Genomic DNA, 14,364 nt, shown 5'->3' on the forward strand with positions numbered 1-14,364 from the left:
GCCGCCCCTAGCGTGCTCGCATGAACGCGAGCACCGGCATCGAGATCCGTACGATCGGCGCCGACGACGTCCCGGCCTGGACGCGCGCCATGCACGCCGGATTCCTCCGGCCCCCCGTGGTCTCCAAGGAGGAGGCCGAGATACGTCGCGCGGGGATGGACCTCGACCGCACCCAGGGCGTCTTCGACGACGGGCGCTGCGTGGCCACCTTCCGCAGCTTCGCGCAGCGGCTCACCGTGCCGGGCGGGGCGTCCGTGGCGACCGGTGCCGTCTCCAACGTGACCGTCTCGCCCACGCACCGCCGGCGCGGGCTCCTCGGCGGGATGATGGCCCACGACCTGCGGGCGGCCAAGGAGCGCGGCGAGGCGGCGGCCACGCTGGTCGCGGCCGAGTGGCTCATCTACGGCAGGTACGGCTTCGGCCCCGCCTCCTGGACCACCGAGTGGGCGGTCGACGTGGCCGCCTCGGGCCTGGACCGCCGCTACGCGGGGCCCACGGACGGCGGGCGCGTCGACTTCGTGGACCCCGGCACGGTGCGTGAGCTCGGCCCCGCCCTCCACGAGCGGCTGCGCGCCGCACGGCCCGGCTTCGTCGACCGCGACGAGCGCTGGTGGCGGCGCGCCACGGGCGATCTCCGCCCGGCGGGCCGGCCGTGGACCGAGCCGTTCTACGTCCTCTACCGCGCCCCCGACGGCACCGTCGACGGCCTCCTCGCCTACACCGCCCAGGACGCCTGGGAGGCCAAGCGCCCGCACGGCACCGCCTCCGTGCTCGACCTGATCGCGGTGAGCACCGAGGCCGAACGCGCCCTGTGGCACTTCCTGCTGTCGGTCGACTGGATCACCACCGTCCGCTCCGGCTTCCGCGCCCCCGACGACCTGCTCCCGCTGCTGCTGCCCGACCCGCGCGCGGCCGAGGTCGTCACGCACGCCGACCTCCTGTGGCTGCGCCCGCTGGACGTGCCGGCCCTGCTGGAGGCCCGGACGTACGCCCAGCCCGGCGCGCTGGTCGTCGAGGTCGCCGACCCCGACGGCTACGCGGGCGGGCGCTTCCTGCTGGAGGCGGGGCCGGACGGCGCCCGCTGCACGGCCACCGCGCGCCCGGCCGATCTCGCGCTGGGAGTGGGCGACCTGGGCGCCCTGTACCTCGGCGACGAGTCCGTCGTACGGCTGGCCGCGCTGGGCCGGGTCACCGAGGAACGGCCGGGCGCGGCGGCCCGCGCCGAGCTGATGCTGCGCACGGCCCGGCGGCCGTGGTGCCCGGACGTGTTCTGAGCCGGCCGCTTCCGGTGGGGACGGGCGCCGCCCGAATCCGGTGGGGACGAGCGCCCTGAGATCCGCGCTTGACCTCAAGCATGCTTGAGGTAAGAGGCTTCTTCCCAGCGGCCCCGAGGGCCCGACGGCCACCCGGCCCGAGGGCCCCGGCCGGCCCGCGCGTCCGTGCCGCCCTCGCGGCACCGGCCCGCACCGATACGCCCCTGTGAATCGCCGATGAATCGCTGAGAAGAGGACCCGTCATGTCCGAGACCCCGTACCGCCTCGCCGTCGTCGTCGCGTCGACCCGTGAGGGCCGCTTCGGCCCGACGGTCGCCGAGTGGCTCGCCGATCAGACCGCACGGCGCGACGACATCGACGTCGACGTCATCGACCTCGGCGAACACCCGCTCCCCTTCAGCCTGTCCAAGGACCCGTGCCCCGAGGACGCCGCCGCGCTGGCCGCCGTGACCCCGCGACTGGCGGCGGCCGACGCCTTCGTCGTCATCACGCCCGAGTACAACCACAGCTACCCGGCTTCCCTGAAGAACCTCATCGACTGGCACTACACCCAGTGGCAGGCCAAGCCGGTCGCCTTCGTCTCCTACGGCGGCCTCTCCGGCGGTCTGCGCGCGGTCGAGCACCTGCGCCCGGTCTTCGCCGAACTGCACGCCGTCACCATCCGCGAGACCGTCAGCTTCCACAGCCCCTGGGGCAAGCTGGACGCCTCCGGCCGCCACCTGGACGAGGAGGCGGGCGAGCTGGCCGCCGGTGCCGCGAAGGTGATGCTGGATCAGCTCTCCTGGTGGGCCGTCTCCCTGCGCGAGGCGCGCGCCGTCCGGCCGTACGGCGGGTGAGCCGCCTCGCCGCGCCCGAACGTTCCCGCCGGCGCTAACCGGCCGGGAACACGGCGACGCTCCGCGCCAGCCCGCCGTCCACCGGCAACTTCACCCCGGTGGTGAACGTCGCCTCCGTGGCCAGGAACAGCGCGGCCCGCGCCACCTCCTCGGTCGAGCCGTGCCGCCGCATCGGGGTCGTGGCGTCGCCCAGCTCCCTGAAGTGCAGCCGCTCCTCGTCGGACAGGTCGGCCACGCCCATGGTGGGGGTGTCGATGAAGCCGGGGCTCACGGCGTTGACCCGGATGCCCTGCCCGGCCAGCTCGGCGGCCAGCACCTGCGCGAACGCCCACACGGCGGCCTTCGACCCGGAGTAGACGCCCATGCCGGGCGCCCCCAGGGAGTCCGCGACGCTCGTGGTGAACACGATCGCCCCGCCCTCGCGCAGCAGCGGGATCATCCGCTGCGCCGTGAAGAACGCCCCCTTCGCGTTGACCCCGAACTGCCGGTCGTAGGACTCCTCGGTGACCTCCGTGACCGGGCCGAGCTCCGCGACCCCGGCGTTGACGAAGAGGTAGTCGACCTGGCCGAGGACCTCCTCGGCCGTCGCGCCCAGCGCGGCGATGTCGTCGAGGCTGGTGGTGTCGGAACGGACGACATGGGCGAGGTCGCCGAGCTCCTCCTGCGCTCTGAGCAGGTTTCTGTCCCTCAAGCCGGTCAATAACACCTCCGCCCCGCCCTCGACGAGGCGTCTGGCGATGGCCAGGCCCATGCCCATGGTTCCCCCGGTGACGACGGCCTTCCTACCGCCGTAACGAGGCTTGTCGGTGAACGTGTCCGTGGATTCGATGGAAATCGCCATGACCGTACTCTTTCGTGTCCCACTGACGCCCCGCTGCGGAAGGGCTGACGGTCCACGGTCATGTCTGCCCGGCCGGGAGCGGCCCGCTGGGTTACGGTCATCGGCATGCGGTTCGGGGTGCTCGGTCCACTGACGGTGTGGGACGAAGCAGGGGATGCGGTCACGGTGCGCGAGGCGAAGGTCCGCGCGCTGCTGACCGACCTTCTGGTGCACGAAGGCCGGCCGGTCCCCACCGACCGGCTCGTCGACGACCTGTGGGGCGGCACACCGCCCGGCAACCCCGCCAACGCCCTCCAGGGCAAGGTCTCCCAGCTGCGCCGGGCCGTCGGCCGCGAGCGCGTCGTCCACACCCCGCCCGGCTACCGGCTCCACCTGGACACCGGCGACACCGACGCCGACCGCTTCCAGGCCCTCGTCGCCCGCGCCCGGTCCGTCACCGCCCCCCGCGAGCGCGCCGCGCTGCTCACCGAGGCGCTGGGCCTGTGGCGCGGCCCGGCCTACGCCGACTTCGCCGACGCCGCGTACGTCCGCGCCGCCGCCCTGCGCCTGGAGGAACTCCGGCTGACCGCGCTGGAGGAACAGGCCGAGGCCCGCCTCGAACTGGACGAACACGGCCGCCTCGCCGGGGAGCTCACCGCGCTCGTCGCCCGGCACCCGCTGCGCGAACGGCTGCGCGCGGTCCAGATGCGCGCCCTGTACCGGGCCGGACGGCAGAGCGAGGCCCTGGCCTCCTACGCCGGGCTGCGCGAACGGCTCGCCCGCGAACTGGGCCTGGACCCCGGACCGGAGCTCACCGCCCTCCACCAGGCGATCCTCACCCAGGCCCCGGAACTCACCGGCCGGGCCACCACCCTGTCGTCCGGCCCGACGGCCGTCCGCACCAACCTCCCCGCCCCCCTCACCGAACTCATCGGCCGCGAGGACGCCATGGCGGAGGTGACCGCCCTGCTGCGCACCGGACGGCTGGTGACGCTCACCGGGCCGGGCGGCGTCGGCAAGACCGTCCTCGCGGTCGAGGCCGCCGGCCGGCTCGTGGGCGGCCGCCCCGACGAGGTGTGGCTGGCGGAGCTGGCCGGGCAGCACGGCGACGCCGACTCCCTCGCCGAGGTGATCGCCGGGATCATGGGCGTACGCGACGACGGGGCGCCGCACGGCGCGCCCGCGCCGCTGTCGGCCGTGGACCGCCTCGCCCAGCGGCTGCGCGACCGGCGGGCCTTGCTGATCCTCGACAACTGCGAGCAGGTCATCGAGGCCGCCGCCGAGCTCGCCGCCCGACTGCTGCGGGCCGCGCCCGGCCTGCGCGTCCTGGCCACCAGCCAGGAGCCGCTGGGCCTGCCCGCCGAGACGGTGCGCTCCGTGGAACCGCTGCCGCAGGCCGACGCGGTACGGCTGTTCACCGTCCGCGCGGCCGCCGCCGCCCCCGGCTTCGTCCTGGACGACCGCAGCAGGGACGCCGTCGACGTCATCTGCCGCCGTCTGGACGGGATTCCGCTCGCCCTGGAGCTCGCCGCCACCCGCGTGCGGGCGCTGGGCGTGTGCGAGCTCGCCTCACGACTGGACGACCGCTTCCGCGTCCTGACGGGACGTCGGCGGGGCGCGCCGCGGCGGCAGCAGACGCTGCGGGACGTCATCGACTGGAGCTGGGGGCTGCTGACCGTCCCCGAACGGACCGTGCTGCGGCGGCTGGCCGCCCACACCGACGGCTGCACGCTGGCGGCGGCCGAGGCCGTCTGCGCGGGCGAGGGCGTCGCGCGCGAGGACGTACTGGGCCTGCTGGCCCGGCTCGTCGACCGGTCCCTGGTCGTGGTGACCGACTGCGAGCGGGGACCGCGCTACCGGCTGCTGGAGTCCGTCGCCGTCTACGCCACCGAGCGGCTGCGCGAGGTCGAGGACGAGACGTGTGTGCGCCGGCGGCACCTGCGCTACTACGCCGACCTCGCCGAGCGCGCCCGCCCGTACCTCCACGGCCCCGAACAGCGCGAGTGGCTGTGCCGGCTGGACGCCGAGAGCGGCAACATGCGCGCCGCGCTCGACACGGCCGTGCGCGAGAGCGCGGCCGACGAGGCCCGCCGGCTGGTGGGCTCCCTGGCCTGGTACTGGCTGCTGCGCGGCCGGCTGGGCGAGGCGCGCCGCCGGGCGGCGGCGGCCCTGTCGACCGGCGGTTCCGCCGAGATCCACGCCGTGCACAGCGGCTTCGCGCTGCTCTCGGGCCACCGGGCCGAACCGCCGACGTACGAGGGGCTGGACGGGCCGGGCATCCGGGCCAGGGCCCGCTGGTTCCTGGCGTACGCCCTGTTCAACACCGGTGATCTGGCCGCCAGCGAGAAGCAGACGGAGCTGGCGCTGGCGGGCTTCCGGGAGCACGGCGACCGCTGGGGCGTCGCGGCCGCCCTCGCCCTGCGCGCCACCCACGCGATGATCCGCGGCGAGCTGGCCGCCGTCCGGCGCGACGGCGAGGCCAGCGCGGCCCTCTTCCGGGAGCTCGGCGACCGGTGGGGCCAGCTCCAGAGCGTGGCCCCGCTGGCGACCCTGGCCGAGATCGGCGGGGACTACGCGCGGGCCGAACGGCTGCTGAACGACGCGCTGATCATCGCGGAGGACCTGGAGCTGGCCACCGAGGTCTCCCTCCTGCTCTCCCACCTCGGCCGGATCGCCCTGCTGACCGGCGCCCCGGGCGCGGCCCGGGAGCTCCACGAGAGGGCCCGGCGGACGGCCGTGGCCCAGGGCTTCAAGTTCGGCGAGATCCACGCCGAGCTGGGCCAGGCGCTCTCGGCCCGGCGGGAGGGGGACCTCGCCACTGCGGAAACGATTCTGCTGAAGATCCGGGACTGGTACGACGCGGTGTCGGCGGAGCCGGGCAATCCGCTGGTCCTCGACGAACTGGGCTTCGTCGCCGAGCTGCGCGGCGACGCGGTGGCGGCGTGGCTGCTGCACCGGGAGGCGCTCGACATCGCCCGGCTGATCGGCGACCCGCGCGCGATGGCCCTGCCCCTGGAGGGCCTCTCCGGCGCCGCCGCGCTCGGCGGCGACCCCGGGCTGGCCGCGCTCCTCCTGGGCGCCGCCGCGAGCGCCCGCGCCTCGGCGGGCGCCCCCCTGCCGCCCGCCGAACGCGGCGACGTCGACCGCGTCACGGCGGGCGCGCGGGCGGCCCTGGGGGAAGAGGCCTTCGCGGTCGCCTTCGACCGGGGCACACGGCTGGGGCTCGCGGTGCTGGGGGCGCCGTCGATGCCGCGAATGCCGCTGGGGGGCGGGGGCTAGGCCCCCTGGCCCCCGTACGGCCCCCCGTACGGCCTGGGGGCCGGGCCGGCCCGGCCGTGCGGGCCGGGGGCGTGCCGGGGCGGTGGGGCCGCGCATGCCGTCGTCGCCCGCGCGTCACCCGTCACCGGGGGCGGAGGCCCGGCCGTCCGCGGTGGCCCGTCCGTCCGTCGGTTGCCGTCCGCAGGTCGTCGGCCGCCGTCCGTCCGCTGTCCGCCGCAGGTCGTTGGTTGCCGTCCGTCCGTTGTCCGCCGCAGGTCGCCGCAGGTCGCCGCAGGTCGCCGTCCGTCGGGCGCCGGCGTCGGCGTCGGGCGCCGGTCAGGGCGTGGGCGTCCAGGCGGCGACCAGGGCGAGCAGGCCGGGGAAGCGGGCGTCGAGGTCGTCGACGCGGACGTGGCTGCGGCGCTCCAGCCCGTACTGCCGCTGACGCGTGACGCCCGCCTCGCGCAGGGCCTTGAAGTGGTGGGTGAGCGAGGACTTGGGGCGGTCCAGCCCGAACCAGCCGCACGGGTGGTCGAACCGCTCCGACTCCAGGAGGAGTTTGCGGACGATCCCCATACGCAGGGGGTCGCTGAGCGCGCCCATCACCGCCTCCAGCCGGATCTCGTCGACCGCCGGCTCCGGGAGGGGCTCCGGCAGGTCGTCGGGGGCGGGCAGGACCTTGATGACCGTGCCGGTTCCGGCTGTTGACGTCATGACCGCTCCCTCGCAGCGTGCCGCTTTCTTGTACGACTTCGATCGTACTGCATGCTAGGTTCGACTCGACTCGTACTGGAGCTCGTCAAGGGGGACCCCTGTGACCATCACTCGTCCTGCGCCCGTGGAGGCGGCGGTTGCTGCCCCTGTTGTCGCACCAGCCCGGTGGATCTGGCTGGCGGCCTGGCCGGTCACAGCGGTTTTCGTCCTCTCCAACGCGGCGACACCGCTGTACGGGCTGTGGCAACGCGACATCGGCTTCTCCAAGGGCACGATGACCGTCGTCTTCGCCTGCTACATCGTGGGCCTCATCGGCTCGTTGCTGGTGTCGGGTGTGGTCTCCGACCGGGTCGGCCGCAAGCCGGTGCTGCTCCCGGCGCTGGGGCTCGCGGTGCTGGCCTGCGGGGTCTTCGCCACGGCCACGTCGGTGGTCGCGCTGATGGTGGCCCGGCTGTTCGCGGGTATCGCGGTCGGGGCGGTGGTCTCCGCGGGCATGGCGGCGGTGACGGACGTGGCCGGCCCCGACCGCAAGCGCCTCGGCGCGCTGCTGGCGTCCTGCGCGATGGTGCTGGGTGCGGGCGTGGGGCCGCTGCTGGCCGGCGTGCTCTCCGAGACGCTGCCGGGCCCGACCGTGACCGTCTTCCTGGTCGAGATCGTGTTGCTGGTCCTGGCGTTCGTGACCGTGCTGCGGATGCCGGTGCCCCGGCCGTCCGCCGCTGCGGCTGCGGGCGGGGGTGCGTGGATCCGGCTGCCCAAGGTGCCGCGGGGCAACGGGCGTCAGTTGCTGCTCGGGATCGCGGTGTTCGCCCCCGGCATCACGTCGACGTCCTTCGTGCTCTCGCTCGGTCCGTCGCTGTTGTCCGGTCTGCTGGGCACCACCAGCCGTGTGGTCGCGGGCGCGATGGCCTTCGTGATGTTCCTCGCCGCCACGGGGGTGCAGTTCGCGGTGAAGGGGCTGCGGGTGCGGGCGATCCTGCTGGGCGGGGCGGGGGGTGTCGTCGCGGGCATGGCGGCCCTCATGGCCGCCGTGTGGTCCTCGTCCGTCGTCCTTCTGGCCGCCGCCGCGATCCTCGTCGGCGCGGGTCAGGGCATGGGCCAGCTCGGCGGGCTCTCCCTGCTGAACTCCACCGTCCCCGGCGACCGCCTCGCCGAGGCCAACGCCGCCCTGAACGTCGGCGGTTACCTCCCGGCCGGCGCCCTTCCCGTCGCGGCGGGCTACCTGAGCGACGGGATCGGGCTGACGGGCGGGGCGACGACGTTCGCGGTGGTGCTTGCTGTCTTGGCGGTGGCGGGGGGCGGGGTGGTCGTGCTCGGGGGGCGGCGTGGGCGGTCCCGCGGGTGAGAGTTCCCCAGCCCCGCCCTTTCCCCGTTTCCCGGGGCTGCCGCCCCGGCCCCCACGCCCGCGCCCCGGGGGCTTCGCCCCGGGACCGGGCGGGGGCCAGGTCTTGTGCCTGCCGGGCCCTGCGCCCGCCCAGCGGGCTGGGCGGGGGGCTGGGGGCCTTGCCCCCCAGGAAGCGGGGAAAGGGCGGGACCGGCGCTCACCCACCAGCGGCGCTCGCCCGCCGACCGCGCTCGCCCACCGGCCAGGGCACCCACCCCCGCCGAAGCCCAGCCGCACGGCGTTACGGTTCGACCACGACCTCCTGCGCCGCCGCCGTTCCCTCGCCCACGAGCAGGGGCGCGTCCACCGGGACGTTCCGCTTCACCAGGGCCAGGGCGATCGGGCCCTGCTCGTAGTGGCGGGCCGACGTCGTGACGAAGCCGATCTGACGGCCCTCGGGGCCGTCGGAGGCCAGGCGGACGGGCGCGCCGTGGGCCGGCAGAACCACCTCGCTGCCGTCGAGGTGGAGGAAGACCAGGCGGCGCGGCGGCTTCCCCAGGTTGTGGACGCGGGCCACCGTCTCCTGGCCGCGGTAGCAGCCCTTCTGGAGGTGGACGGCCACGCCGATGAGGCCCAGCTCGTGGGGGATCGTCCGGTGGTCGGTCTCCAGGCCGAGCCGGGGGCGGTGGGCCTCGACGCGCAGGGCCTCGTAGGCGAGGACGCCCGCCGCCGGACCGTACCCGGCGGCGAAGTCCGTCAGCGAGGCGCGCGGCAGGAAGACGTCCCGGCCGTGGGAGGTCTCGCGGGCCACGACGCCCTCGGGCGTCTCCGCGATCGAGCCGGCCGGCAGGTGGACCACCGCGATGTCGTCCGTCCGGTCGGTGACCTCGACCTTGTAGAAGAACTTCATGCTCTCCAGGTAGGCGATGAGCGCCTCCCGCGTGCCGGGCTCCACGTGCATCCAGGTCGTCTCGCCGTCGTCGACCAGATACAGGGCGTGCTCGATGTGGCCGTGCGGGGAGAGGATCAGGGCCTCGGTGGCCTGCCCCGCCGGGAGCTCGCTCACGTGCTGGGTGACGAGCAGGTGCAGCCAGCTCAGCCGGTCGGGGCCGGTGACGGTGAGGACCTCCCGGTGCGAGAGGTCCACGAATCCGGTCCCGCCGGCGAGCGCGCGCTGTTCGCGGAACAGGTCGCCGTAGTGCGCGGCGACCCCTTCGTCGGGCCCCTCGGCGGGGACGGCGCCGGGCAGCGACAGCAGCGGGCTCTTCGAATGACGCAGCATGGGACCAAGCCTACGGCGCGGGGTCCGGCGCCTTCGAGGAGCAGCCGGCGCACCGGCCGAAGATCGCGAAGTGCTTCATGTCCGTCTCGAAGCCGAAGGTGTCGCGGAGCTTGGCCGTGAAGTCCGCGGCGACCGACAGATCGGCCTCGATGACGTCCGTGCAGTCCCGGCACACGAGGTGTATGTGGTCGTGCCGGTCGGCGAGGTGGTAGGTCGGCGCCCCGTGCCCGAGATGGGCATGGCTGACCAGCCCCAACTCCTCCAGCAGCTCCAGCGTCCGGTAGACCGTCGAGATGTTCACCCCGCCCGCGGTCCTGCGGACCTCGGTGAGGATGTCGTCCGGCGTCGCGTGTTCGAGCCGGTCGACGGCCTCCAGGACGAGCTGGCGCTGCGGGGTCAGCCGGTAGCCGCGCTTACGGAGGTCGCTCTGCCAGTCGGTGTCCACCACGCTCCCAGTCTAGGCAGCGTCAGGCGCCTCGTACCCCCTTCAGGTACCCGGCGAGCGCGGCGATCGCCGACGGATTGCGGGGGCTCTCTACGAGATCGACGTAGTCGAGGACGAAGATGCGGTCGTTCTTGACGGCCGAGACGCCCGCGAGCGGCGGGTAGGACATCAGGAACTTCTTCTTCTCCTCCGCGCCGACGTTCCCGTAGTTGTTGATCACGATGACCTCGGGGTCGCGCTCGACGACCGTCTCCCAGCCGACCGTCACCCAGGAGTCCTTGAGGTCCTTCATCACGTGGTCGCCGCCGGCCTTGGTGATGATGTCGTGCGGCCCGGCGAAGGCCCCGGCGGTCAGCGGCTTGTCCTTGCCGTCGTCGTAGAGGAAGACCCGCGGCGCCCGCCCGTCCTTCGGCACCGCAGCCTGGGCATCGGCGACCTGCTTCTTGAAGCCGTCGACGAGCTTTCGCGCCCGGTCCTCGACGTCGAAGACCTTCCCGAGCGTCTCCAGGTCGGTGTAGAGCGCCTCCAGCGGCGGCATCACCCCGCGCGAGGTGCCCGTGCCGCCGTTGTGGCAGGACTCGGTGAGGACGTACGAGCCCACGCCGACCTTCTTCAGCGCCTCCGGGGTGAAGCCGTTGCCCTCGCCGAAGCCGTAGTTCCAGCCCGCGAAGACCAGATCCGCCCTGGCGTCGAGGACGAGCTCCTTGTTGATCTCCTTCTTCGACAGCCACTTCACCTTGTCGTAGCCGCTCTTCCAGGGCGCCGCACCGTTGTCGTCCCTGCTGGTGCGGTAGTCGGGCGCCACATAGCCGGCCATGTGGTCCTCCAGGCCCAGCGCGAACATGATCTCGGCTATCCCGACGTCGTTGGTCACCACGCGCTCCGGCGCCTTGTCGTACGTCGTCCTCACACCACAGTTGGAGATCGTCACCGGGTAGTGGTTGCCCGGTGCCGCTTTCAGCCGTTTGCCGTCGGGAGCGTCCGAAACCTTGGCGCCACAGCTCGTGAGAGTGATGGCGGTGAGGACGGCGAGAGTGATGCGGGCGGTTCGCATGAGAGGTCCTTACGGTCCTTACGGTCCTTACGGGAGGCGGTCGAAGAGCAGCTGCGGGGCGCCGGAGACCGGGTGCGGCACACGGTGCGCCCGTACGCCGAAGACCTCGGCCAGCAGTTCGGCGGTCAGCACGGAGTGCGGCGGGCCGGAAGCGACGATCCGCCCGCCGGCGACGACGTACAGCGCGTCGCAGTACCCGGCGGCGAGATTGAGGTCGTGCAGCGCTGCCAGCACCGTCACCCCCGACGCACGCACCAGCGACAGGACCTCCAGCTGCTGGGCGATGTCCAGGTGGTTCGTCGGCTCGTCCAGGACGAGCACCCGCGGCTCCTGGGCCAGCGCCCGCGCGATCAGCACCCGCTGCTTCTCGCCCCCGGACAGCGACAGGAAGCCCCGCCCGGCCAGGTGCGAGGCGCCCACTCGCGCCAGCGCCGCCGCGCACACCTCGGCGTCCGCCGCCGTGGCCCGGCCGCCCGGACCCCGGTGCGGCAGTCGGCCCATGGCCACGACCTCGGAGGCCGTGAAGTCGAACTCGCTGCCCGACTCCTGCGGCAGCGCCGCCAGCCGCCGCGCCCCCTCGCGGGCGGTGAGCGCGTGGAGATCGTCGCCGTCCAGCAGCACCCGCCCGGCGGCAGGCCGCAACGCCCGGTAGACGCAGCGCAGCAGCGTGGACTTGCCGCTGCCGTTCGGCCCCACCAGCCCCACGAACTGCCCGCTGTCCGCCCTCAGCGCGATGTCCTCCACCAGCCGCGCGTCCGCGATGTCGACCGCGAGCCCCTCGATGTCGACCCGCATCACGACCCCCCGAAGACATAGCCGCGCCGCCGCATCAGCAGCACGAAGCAGGGCACCCCGATCAGCGCGGTGATCACCCCGACCGGCAGCTCCACCGGCGCCAGCAGCAGCCGGGAGACGACGTCCACCCACAGCAGGAGCACCGCGCCCATGAGCGGCGCCACGGCCAGCACCCGGCGGTGGTCGGCGCCGACGAGCATGCGGGTGACGTGCGGGACCATCAGCCCGACGAAGCCGATCGCGCCGCTGACGGCCACGACGGCCCCGGTGACCGCGGCCGTCACCACGAACAGCACCCGCCGCAGCCGCTCGGCGTCCACACCCAGCGTGGCGGCGGTCTCGTCGCCCATGGCCAGCGCGTTCAGCCGCGGCGCCGACCACAGCAGATACCCGGTCCCGGCCAGCACCACGGCCGCCGCGATCGGCACGGACGACCAGGTGGCCCCGCCCAGACCGCCCAGCAGCCACATCATCGCCGAGCGCGCCGCCTCGCCCCGGTCGGCGCTGAACACCATCAGCGTGGTGATCGCGGAGAAGCCGTAGTACATCGCGCTGCCGGTCAGCACCAGCCGCAGCGGCGTCAGCCCGTGCCGGGTGCGCGCCGCGGCGTAGACGAGCGCCATCGCGGCCAGCGCGGAGGCGAACGCGGCACCGGACAGCGCCCACACCCCGAGCGAGCCCAGCGCCCCGAAGAGCAGCACGGCGTTGGCGCCCACGGCGGCGCCGGAGGAGATGCCGAGGACGAAGGGATCGGCGAGGGCGTTGCGCACCATCGCCTGCACGCCCACCCCGATGGCGGACAGCCCCGCGCCGACGACGGCGGCCAGCAGGGCGCGCGGGAAGCGCAGCTCCCAGACGATCGTGTACGCCGGGACCTCGTCCGGGGCGATGGTCCCGCCGCTCAGACCCGCCCACAGATGGCGCATCGTCCCGCCCCAGCCGACGCCGGACGCGCCGAGCGCCACACAGCACAGCAGGGAGACGAGGAGAGCGGCGCAGAGGGCGGCCAGGAGGGGTGGCAGGGGGAGCGGCCCGCGGGGTGCGGGGCGCGGCCTGCCGGGCCCCGGTCCGGCCGTTCGGCGCGCGACGGCCGGGAGATCTGTCGACACGGGCGGTTCGCCTTCGCCTCGGGCCGTGGCTCCGCCCGCGGATACGTGACGATGCGACGCGTCCGCGCGTACGGGTGTCCCCTCGCAGTCCACGGCGAGTGTGCTGGGAACCGCGCCGCCGCGGGCGATCGGGCTTGTGCGAGGCCCCTTCGAGGGGCCTCGCACCTACCGTTGCGGGTCAGCGCCGGACTTCGACCGGCTTCCCCCGCGGGGCGCGAAAGAGGTTACTTTTCCTCGGGCTTGTACGGCGTGCCGTCGGGGTTGAAGAAGGAGACGCCGTCCGGCAGGTCGTCGGGCAGGTTGCGCGCCCAGTCCTGGAGGTCCGCCGGGACCTTCTTCAGCTGCGCCGACATGTACGGGCGCAGCGGCACCTCGGGGGTGGCCTTCTCGCCGACCCACATCAGGTCGCCCTTGACGTAGCCGTACAGGCGCTTGCCGCCCGAGTACGGGCCGGAGGCGGCGGTCCGCGCGACGGCGTCCGTGGCGATGTCGATCTGCGGCTTCTGGTCGGCCAGCTCGCCGTACCAGACCTCGACGACACCGGCGTCGCGGATCATGACGATCTCGACCTTGCGGTTCTTGTCGATCCGCCAGTAGCCGGTCTCGGTCTCCAGCGGCTTGACCGGCTTGCCGGCGTCGTCCAGCACCCAGGAGCGCGAGACGTACTCGAGGAAGTCCCGGCCGTCGTGGCTGAAGACGACTTCCTGCCCGAAGTTGCACTTCTCGGCGCCGGGGAAGTCGTGGACGCCCGCGCCCTCCCACGTGCCGAGGAGGAACGCCAGGGGGACCAGGTCGGGGTGAAGGTCGGACGGAATCTCGATCATGAGCTCAGGCGATCTGTAGGCGGGCGGACGAAGGGGGTCAGCGCTGGCCCTGGTACAGCTTCTTCCAGGTCAGGCCCGCGAAGGCCATGACGCCGACGGCGACCAGTACCAGCAGGGTGGTGAAGAAGCCTTCAAGCACGAGCGCGCTCCTCGGTCGGAGTGGAGATCTATGTCGGTACGGACCGGACAGGAGTCTAGTCGGCCGCCTCGGGGACGGCGCTGTGAGGTCGGCCCTCCCGCCGTCCTAGAGTGACCGGTATGGCGAACGCGAAGAAGCTCGTGATCAAGGTGACGGCGGGCGCGGACGCGCCCGAGCGGTGCTCGCAGGCGTTCACGGTGGCCGCCGTGGCCGTGGCCAGCGGCGTCGAGGTGTCGCTGTGGCTGACGGGGGAGTCGTCGTGGTTCGCGCTGCCCGGGCGCGCCGCGGAGTTCGAGCTGCCGCACGCGGCGCCGCTGCCGGACCTCATCGACGGGATCCTCGCCGGGGGCGGCATGATCACGCTGTGCACACAGTGCGCGGCGCGGCGGGACATCGAGGAGAAGGACCTGATCGAGGGCGCCCGGATCGCGGGCGCGCAGGTGTTCGTCAGCGAGGCGATGGCGGACGGCACGCAGGCGCTCGTCTACTGACC

General features: G+C 73.9%; 13 protein-coding genes and 1 riboswitch. Of the genes, 5 read left to right on the forward strand and 8 right to left on the reverse strand.

All coding sequences use genetic code 11. The features are described 5' to 3' along the window. The first annotated feature begins 20 nt into the window (after window positions 1–20). Both ACFYZR_RS03710 and ACFYZR_RS03715 read left to right on the forward strand, forming a co-directional pair. The gene (locus tag ACFYZR_RS03710; protein ID WP_391904506.1) at window positions 21–1,274 is read left to right on the forward strand and encodes a GNAT family N-acetyltransferase; all 1,254 of its coding nucleotides are present in this window, start codon (window positions 21–23) and stop codon (window positions 1,272–1,274) included. A 242-nt stretch (window positions 1,275–1,516) separates the two neighbouring features. Next, window positions 1,517–2,110, forward strand: coding sequence for an NADPH-dependent FMN reductase (locus ACFYZR_RS03715; protein WP_391904509.1), 594 nt, complete (start codon window positions 1,517–1,519; stop codon window positions 2,108–2,110). Window positions 2,111–2,144: 34 nt separating this feature from the next. Here the strand turns inward: ACFYZR_RS03715 and ACFYZR_RS03720 are convergent, their stop codons facing one another. Then, window positions 2,145–2,951: an SDR family NAD(P)-dependent oxidoreductase gene (locus ACFYZR_RS03720; RefSeq protein WP_391904512.1), complete on the reverse strand. Its 807-nt coding sequence runs from the start codon at window positions 2,949–2,951 to the stop codon at window positions 2,145–2,147. Window positions 2,952–3,056: 105 nt separating this feature from the next. Here ACFYZR_RS03720 and ACFYZR_RS03725 point away from each other — a divergent pair, with 105 nt between their 5' ends. Then, window positions 3,057–6,209: a BTAD domain-containing putative transcriptional regulator gene (locus ACFYZR_RS03725; protein WP_391904515.1), complete on the forward strand. Its 3,153-nt coding sequence runs from the start codon at window positions 3,057–3,059 to the stop codon at window positions 6,207–6,209. Between the two features lie 315 nt (window positions 6,210–6,524). Here the strand turns inward: ACFYZR_RS03725 and ACFYZR_RS03730 are convergent, their stop codons facing one another. Next, window positions 6,525–6,902 carry an ArsR/SmtB family transcription factor gene (locus ACFYZR_RS03730; RefSeq protein ID WP_391904518.1) on the reverse strand — a complete coding sequence of 126 codons (378 nt, stop codon included), beginning with the start codon at window positions 6,900–6,902 and terminating at the stop codon, window positions 6,525–6,527. 106 nt (window positions 6,903–7,008) lie between these two features. Here ACFYZR_RS03730 and ACFYZR_RS03735 point away from each other — a divergent pair, with 106 nt between their 5' ends. After that, window positions 7,009–8,244, forward strand: coding sequence for an MFS transporter (locus ACFYZR_RS03735; protein WP_391905969.1), 1,236 nt, complete (start codon window positions 7,009–7,011; stop codon window positions 8,242–8,244). 280 nt (window positions 8,245–8,524) lie between these two features. On the opposite strand, the gene ACFYZR_RS03740 is transcribed toward ACFYZR_RS03735, so the two are convergent. From ACFYZR_RS03740 to ACFYZR_RS03765, 6 genes are all read right to left on the reverse strand, one after another. Then, window positions 8,525–9,505, reverse strand: coding sequence for a YgfZ/GcvT domain-containing protein (locus tag ACFYZR_RS03740; protein ID WP_391904520.1), 981 nt, complete (start codon window positions 9,503–9,505; stop codon window positions 8,525–8,527). 10 nt (window positions 9,506–9,515) lie between these two features. Then, window positions 9,516–9,953, reverse strand: a complete 438-nt coding sequence (locus ACFYZR_RS03745) for a Fur family transcriptional regulator (RefSeq protein ID WP_391904523.1) — start codon at window positions 9,951–9,953, stop codon at window positions 9,516–9,518. A gap of 19 nt (window positions 9,954–9,972) precedes the next feature. Then, window positions 9,973–11,004: an ABC transporter substrate-binding protein gene (locus ACFYZR_RS03750; protein WP_391904526.1), complete on the reverse strand. Its 1,032-nt coding sequence runs from the start codon at window positions 11,002–11,004 to the stop codon at window positions 9,973–9,975. A 27-nt stretch (window positions 11,005–11,031) separates the two neighbouring features. Further along, window positions 11,032–11,799, reverse strand: coding sequence for an ABC transporter ATP-binding protein (locus ACFYZR_RS03755; protein ID WP_391904529.1), 768 nt, complete (start codon window positions 11,797–11,799; stop codon window positions 11,032–11,034). After that, window positions 11,799–12,821, reverse strand: coding sequence for a FecCD family ABC transporter permease (locus ACFYZR_RS03760; RefSeq protein WP_391905972.1), 1,023 nt, complete (start codon window positions 12,819–12,821; stop codon window positions 11,799–11,801). The genes ACFYZR_RS03755 and ACFYZR_RS03760 overlap by 1 nt, the downstream gene beginning before the upstream one ends. Window positions 12,822–13,009: 188 nt before the next feature. Further along, window positions 13,010–13,143, reverse strand: a riboswitch (cobalamin riboswitch). Further along, a complete protein-coding gene (locus ACFYZR_RS03765) occupies window positions 13,133–13,732 on the reverse strand; it encodes an FABP family protein (protein ID WP_391904532.1) in 600 nt (199 codons plus the stop codon). (Overlaps the previous riboswitch by 11 nt.) A 258-nt stretch (window positions 13,733–13,990) precedes the next feature. Here ACFYZR_RS03765 and ACFYZR_RS03770 point away from each other — a divergent pair, with 258 nt between their 5' ends. Next, a complete protein-coding gene (locus ACFYZR_RS03770; RefSeq protein ID WP_358633118.1) occupies window positions 13,991–14,362 on the forward strand; it encodes a DsrE family protein in 372 nt (123 codons plus the stop codon). Window positions 14,363–14,364: the final 2 nt, after the last annotated feature.

It is taken from the genome of Streptomyces sp. NPDC001678 (assembly GCF_042892945.1).
Taxonomy (GTDB): Bacteria; Actinomycetota; Actinomycetes; order Streptomycetales; family Streptomycetaceae; genus Streptomyces.

Coding starts and splice junctions, on each gene's coding strand:
- ACFYZR_RS03755 (WP_391904529.1), bottom strand. CDS start 11,799: ATGCGGGTCGACATCGAGGGGCTCGCGGTCGACATCGCGGACGCGCGG.
- ACFYZR_RS03750 (WP_391904526.1), bottom strand. CDS start 11,004: ATGCGAACCGCCCGCATCACTCTCGCCGTCCTCACCGCCATCACTCTC.
- ACFYZR_RS03770 (WP_358633118.1), top strand. CDS start 13,991: ATGGCGAACGCGAAGAAGCTCGTGATCAAGGTGACGGCGGGCGCGGAC.
- ACFYZR_RS03720 (WP_391904512.1), bottom strand. CDS start 2,951: ATGGCGATTTCCATCGAATCCACGGACACGTTCACCGACAAGCCTCGT.
- ACFYZR_RS03730 (WP_391904518.1), bottom strand. CDS start 6,902: ATGACGTCAACAGCCGGAACCGGCACGGTCATCAAGGTCCTGCCCGCC.
- ACFYZR_RS03765 (WP_391904532.1), bottom strand. CDS start 13,732: ATGATCGAGATTCCGTCCGACCTTCACCCCGACCTGGTCCCCCTGGCG.
- ACFYZR_RS03740 (WP_391904520.1), bottom strand. CDS start 9,505: ATGCTGCGTCATTCGAAGAGCCCGCTGCTGTCGCTGCCCGGCGCCGTC.
- ACFYZR_RS03725 (WP_391904515.1), top strand. CDS start 3,057: ATGCGGTTCGGGGTGCTCGGTCCACTGACGGTGTGGGACGAAGCAGGG.
- ACFYZR_RS03715 (WP_391904509.1), top strand. CDS start 1,517: ATGTCCGAGACCCCGTACCGCCTCGCCGTCGTCGTCGCGTCGACCCGT.
- ACFYZR_RS03710 (WP_391904506.1), top strand. CDS start 21: ATGAACGCGAGCACCGGCATCGAGATCCGTACGATCGGCGCCGACGAC.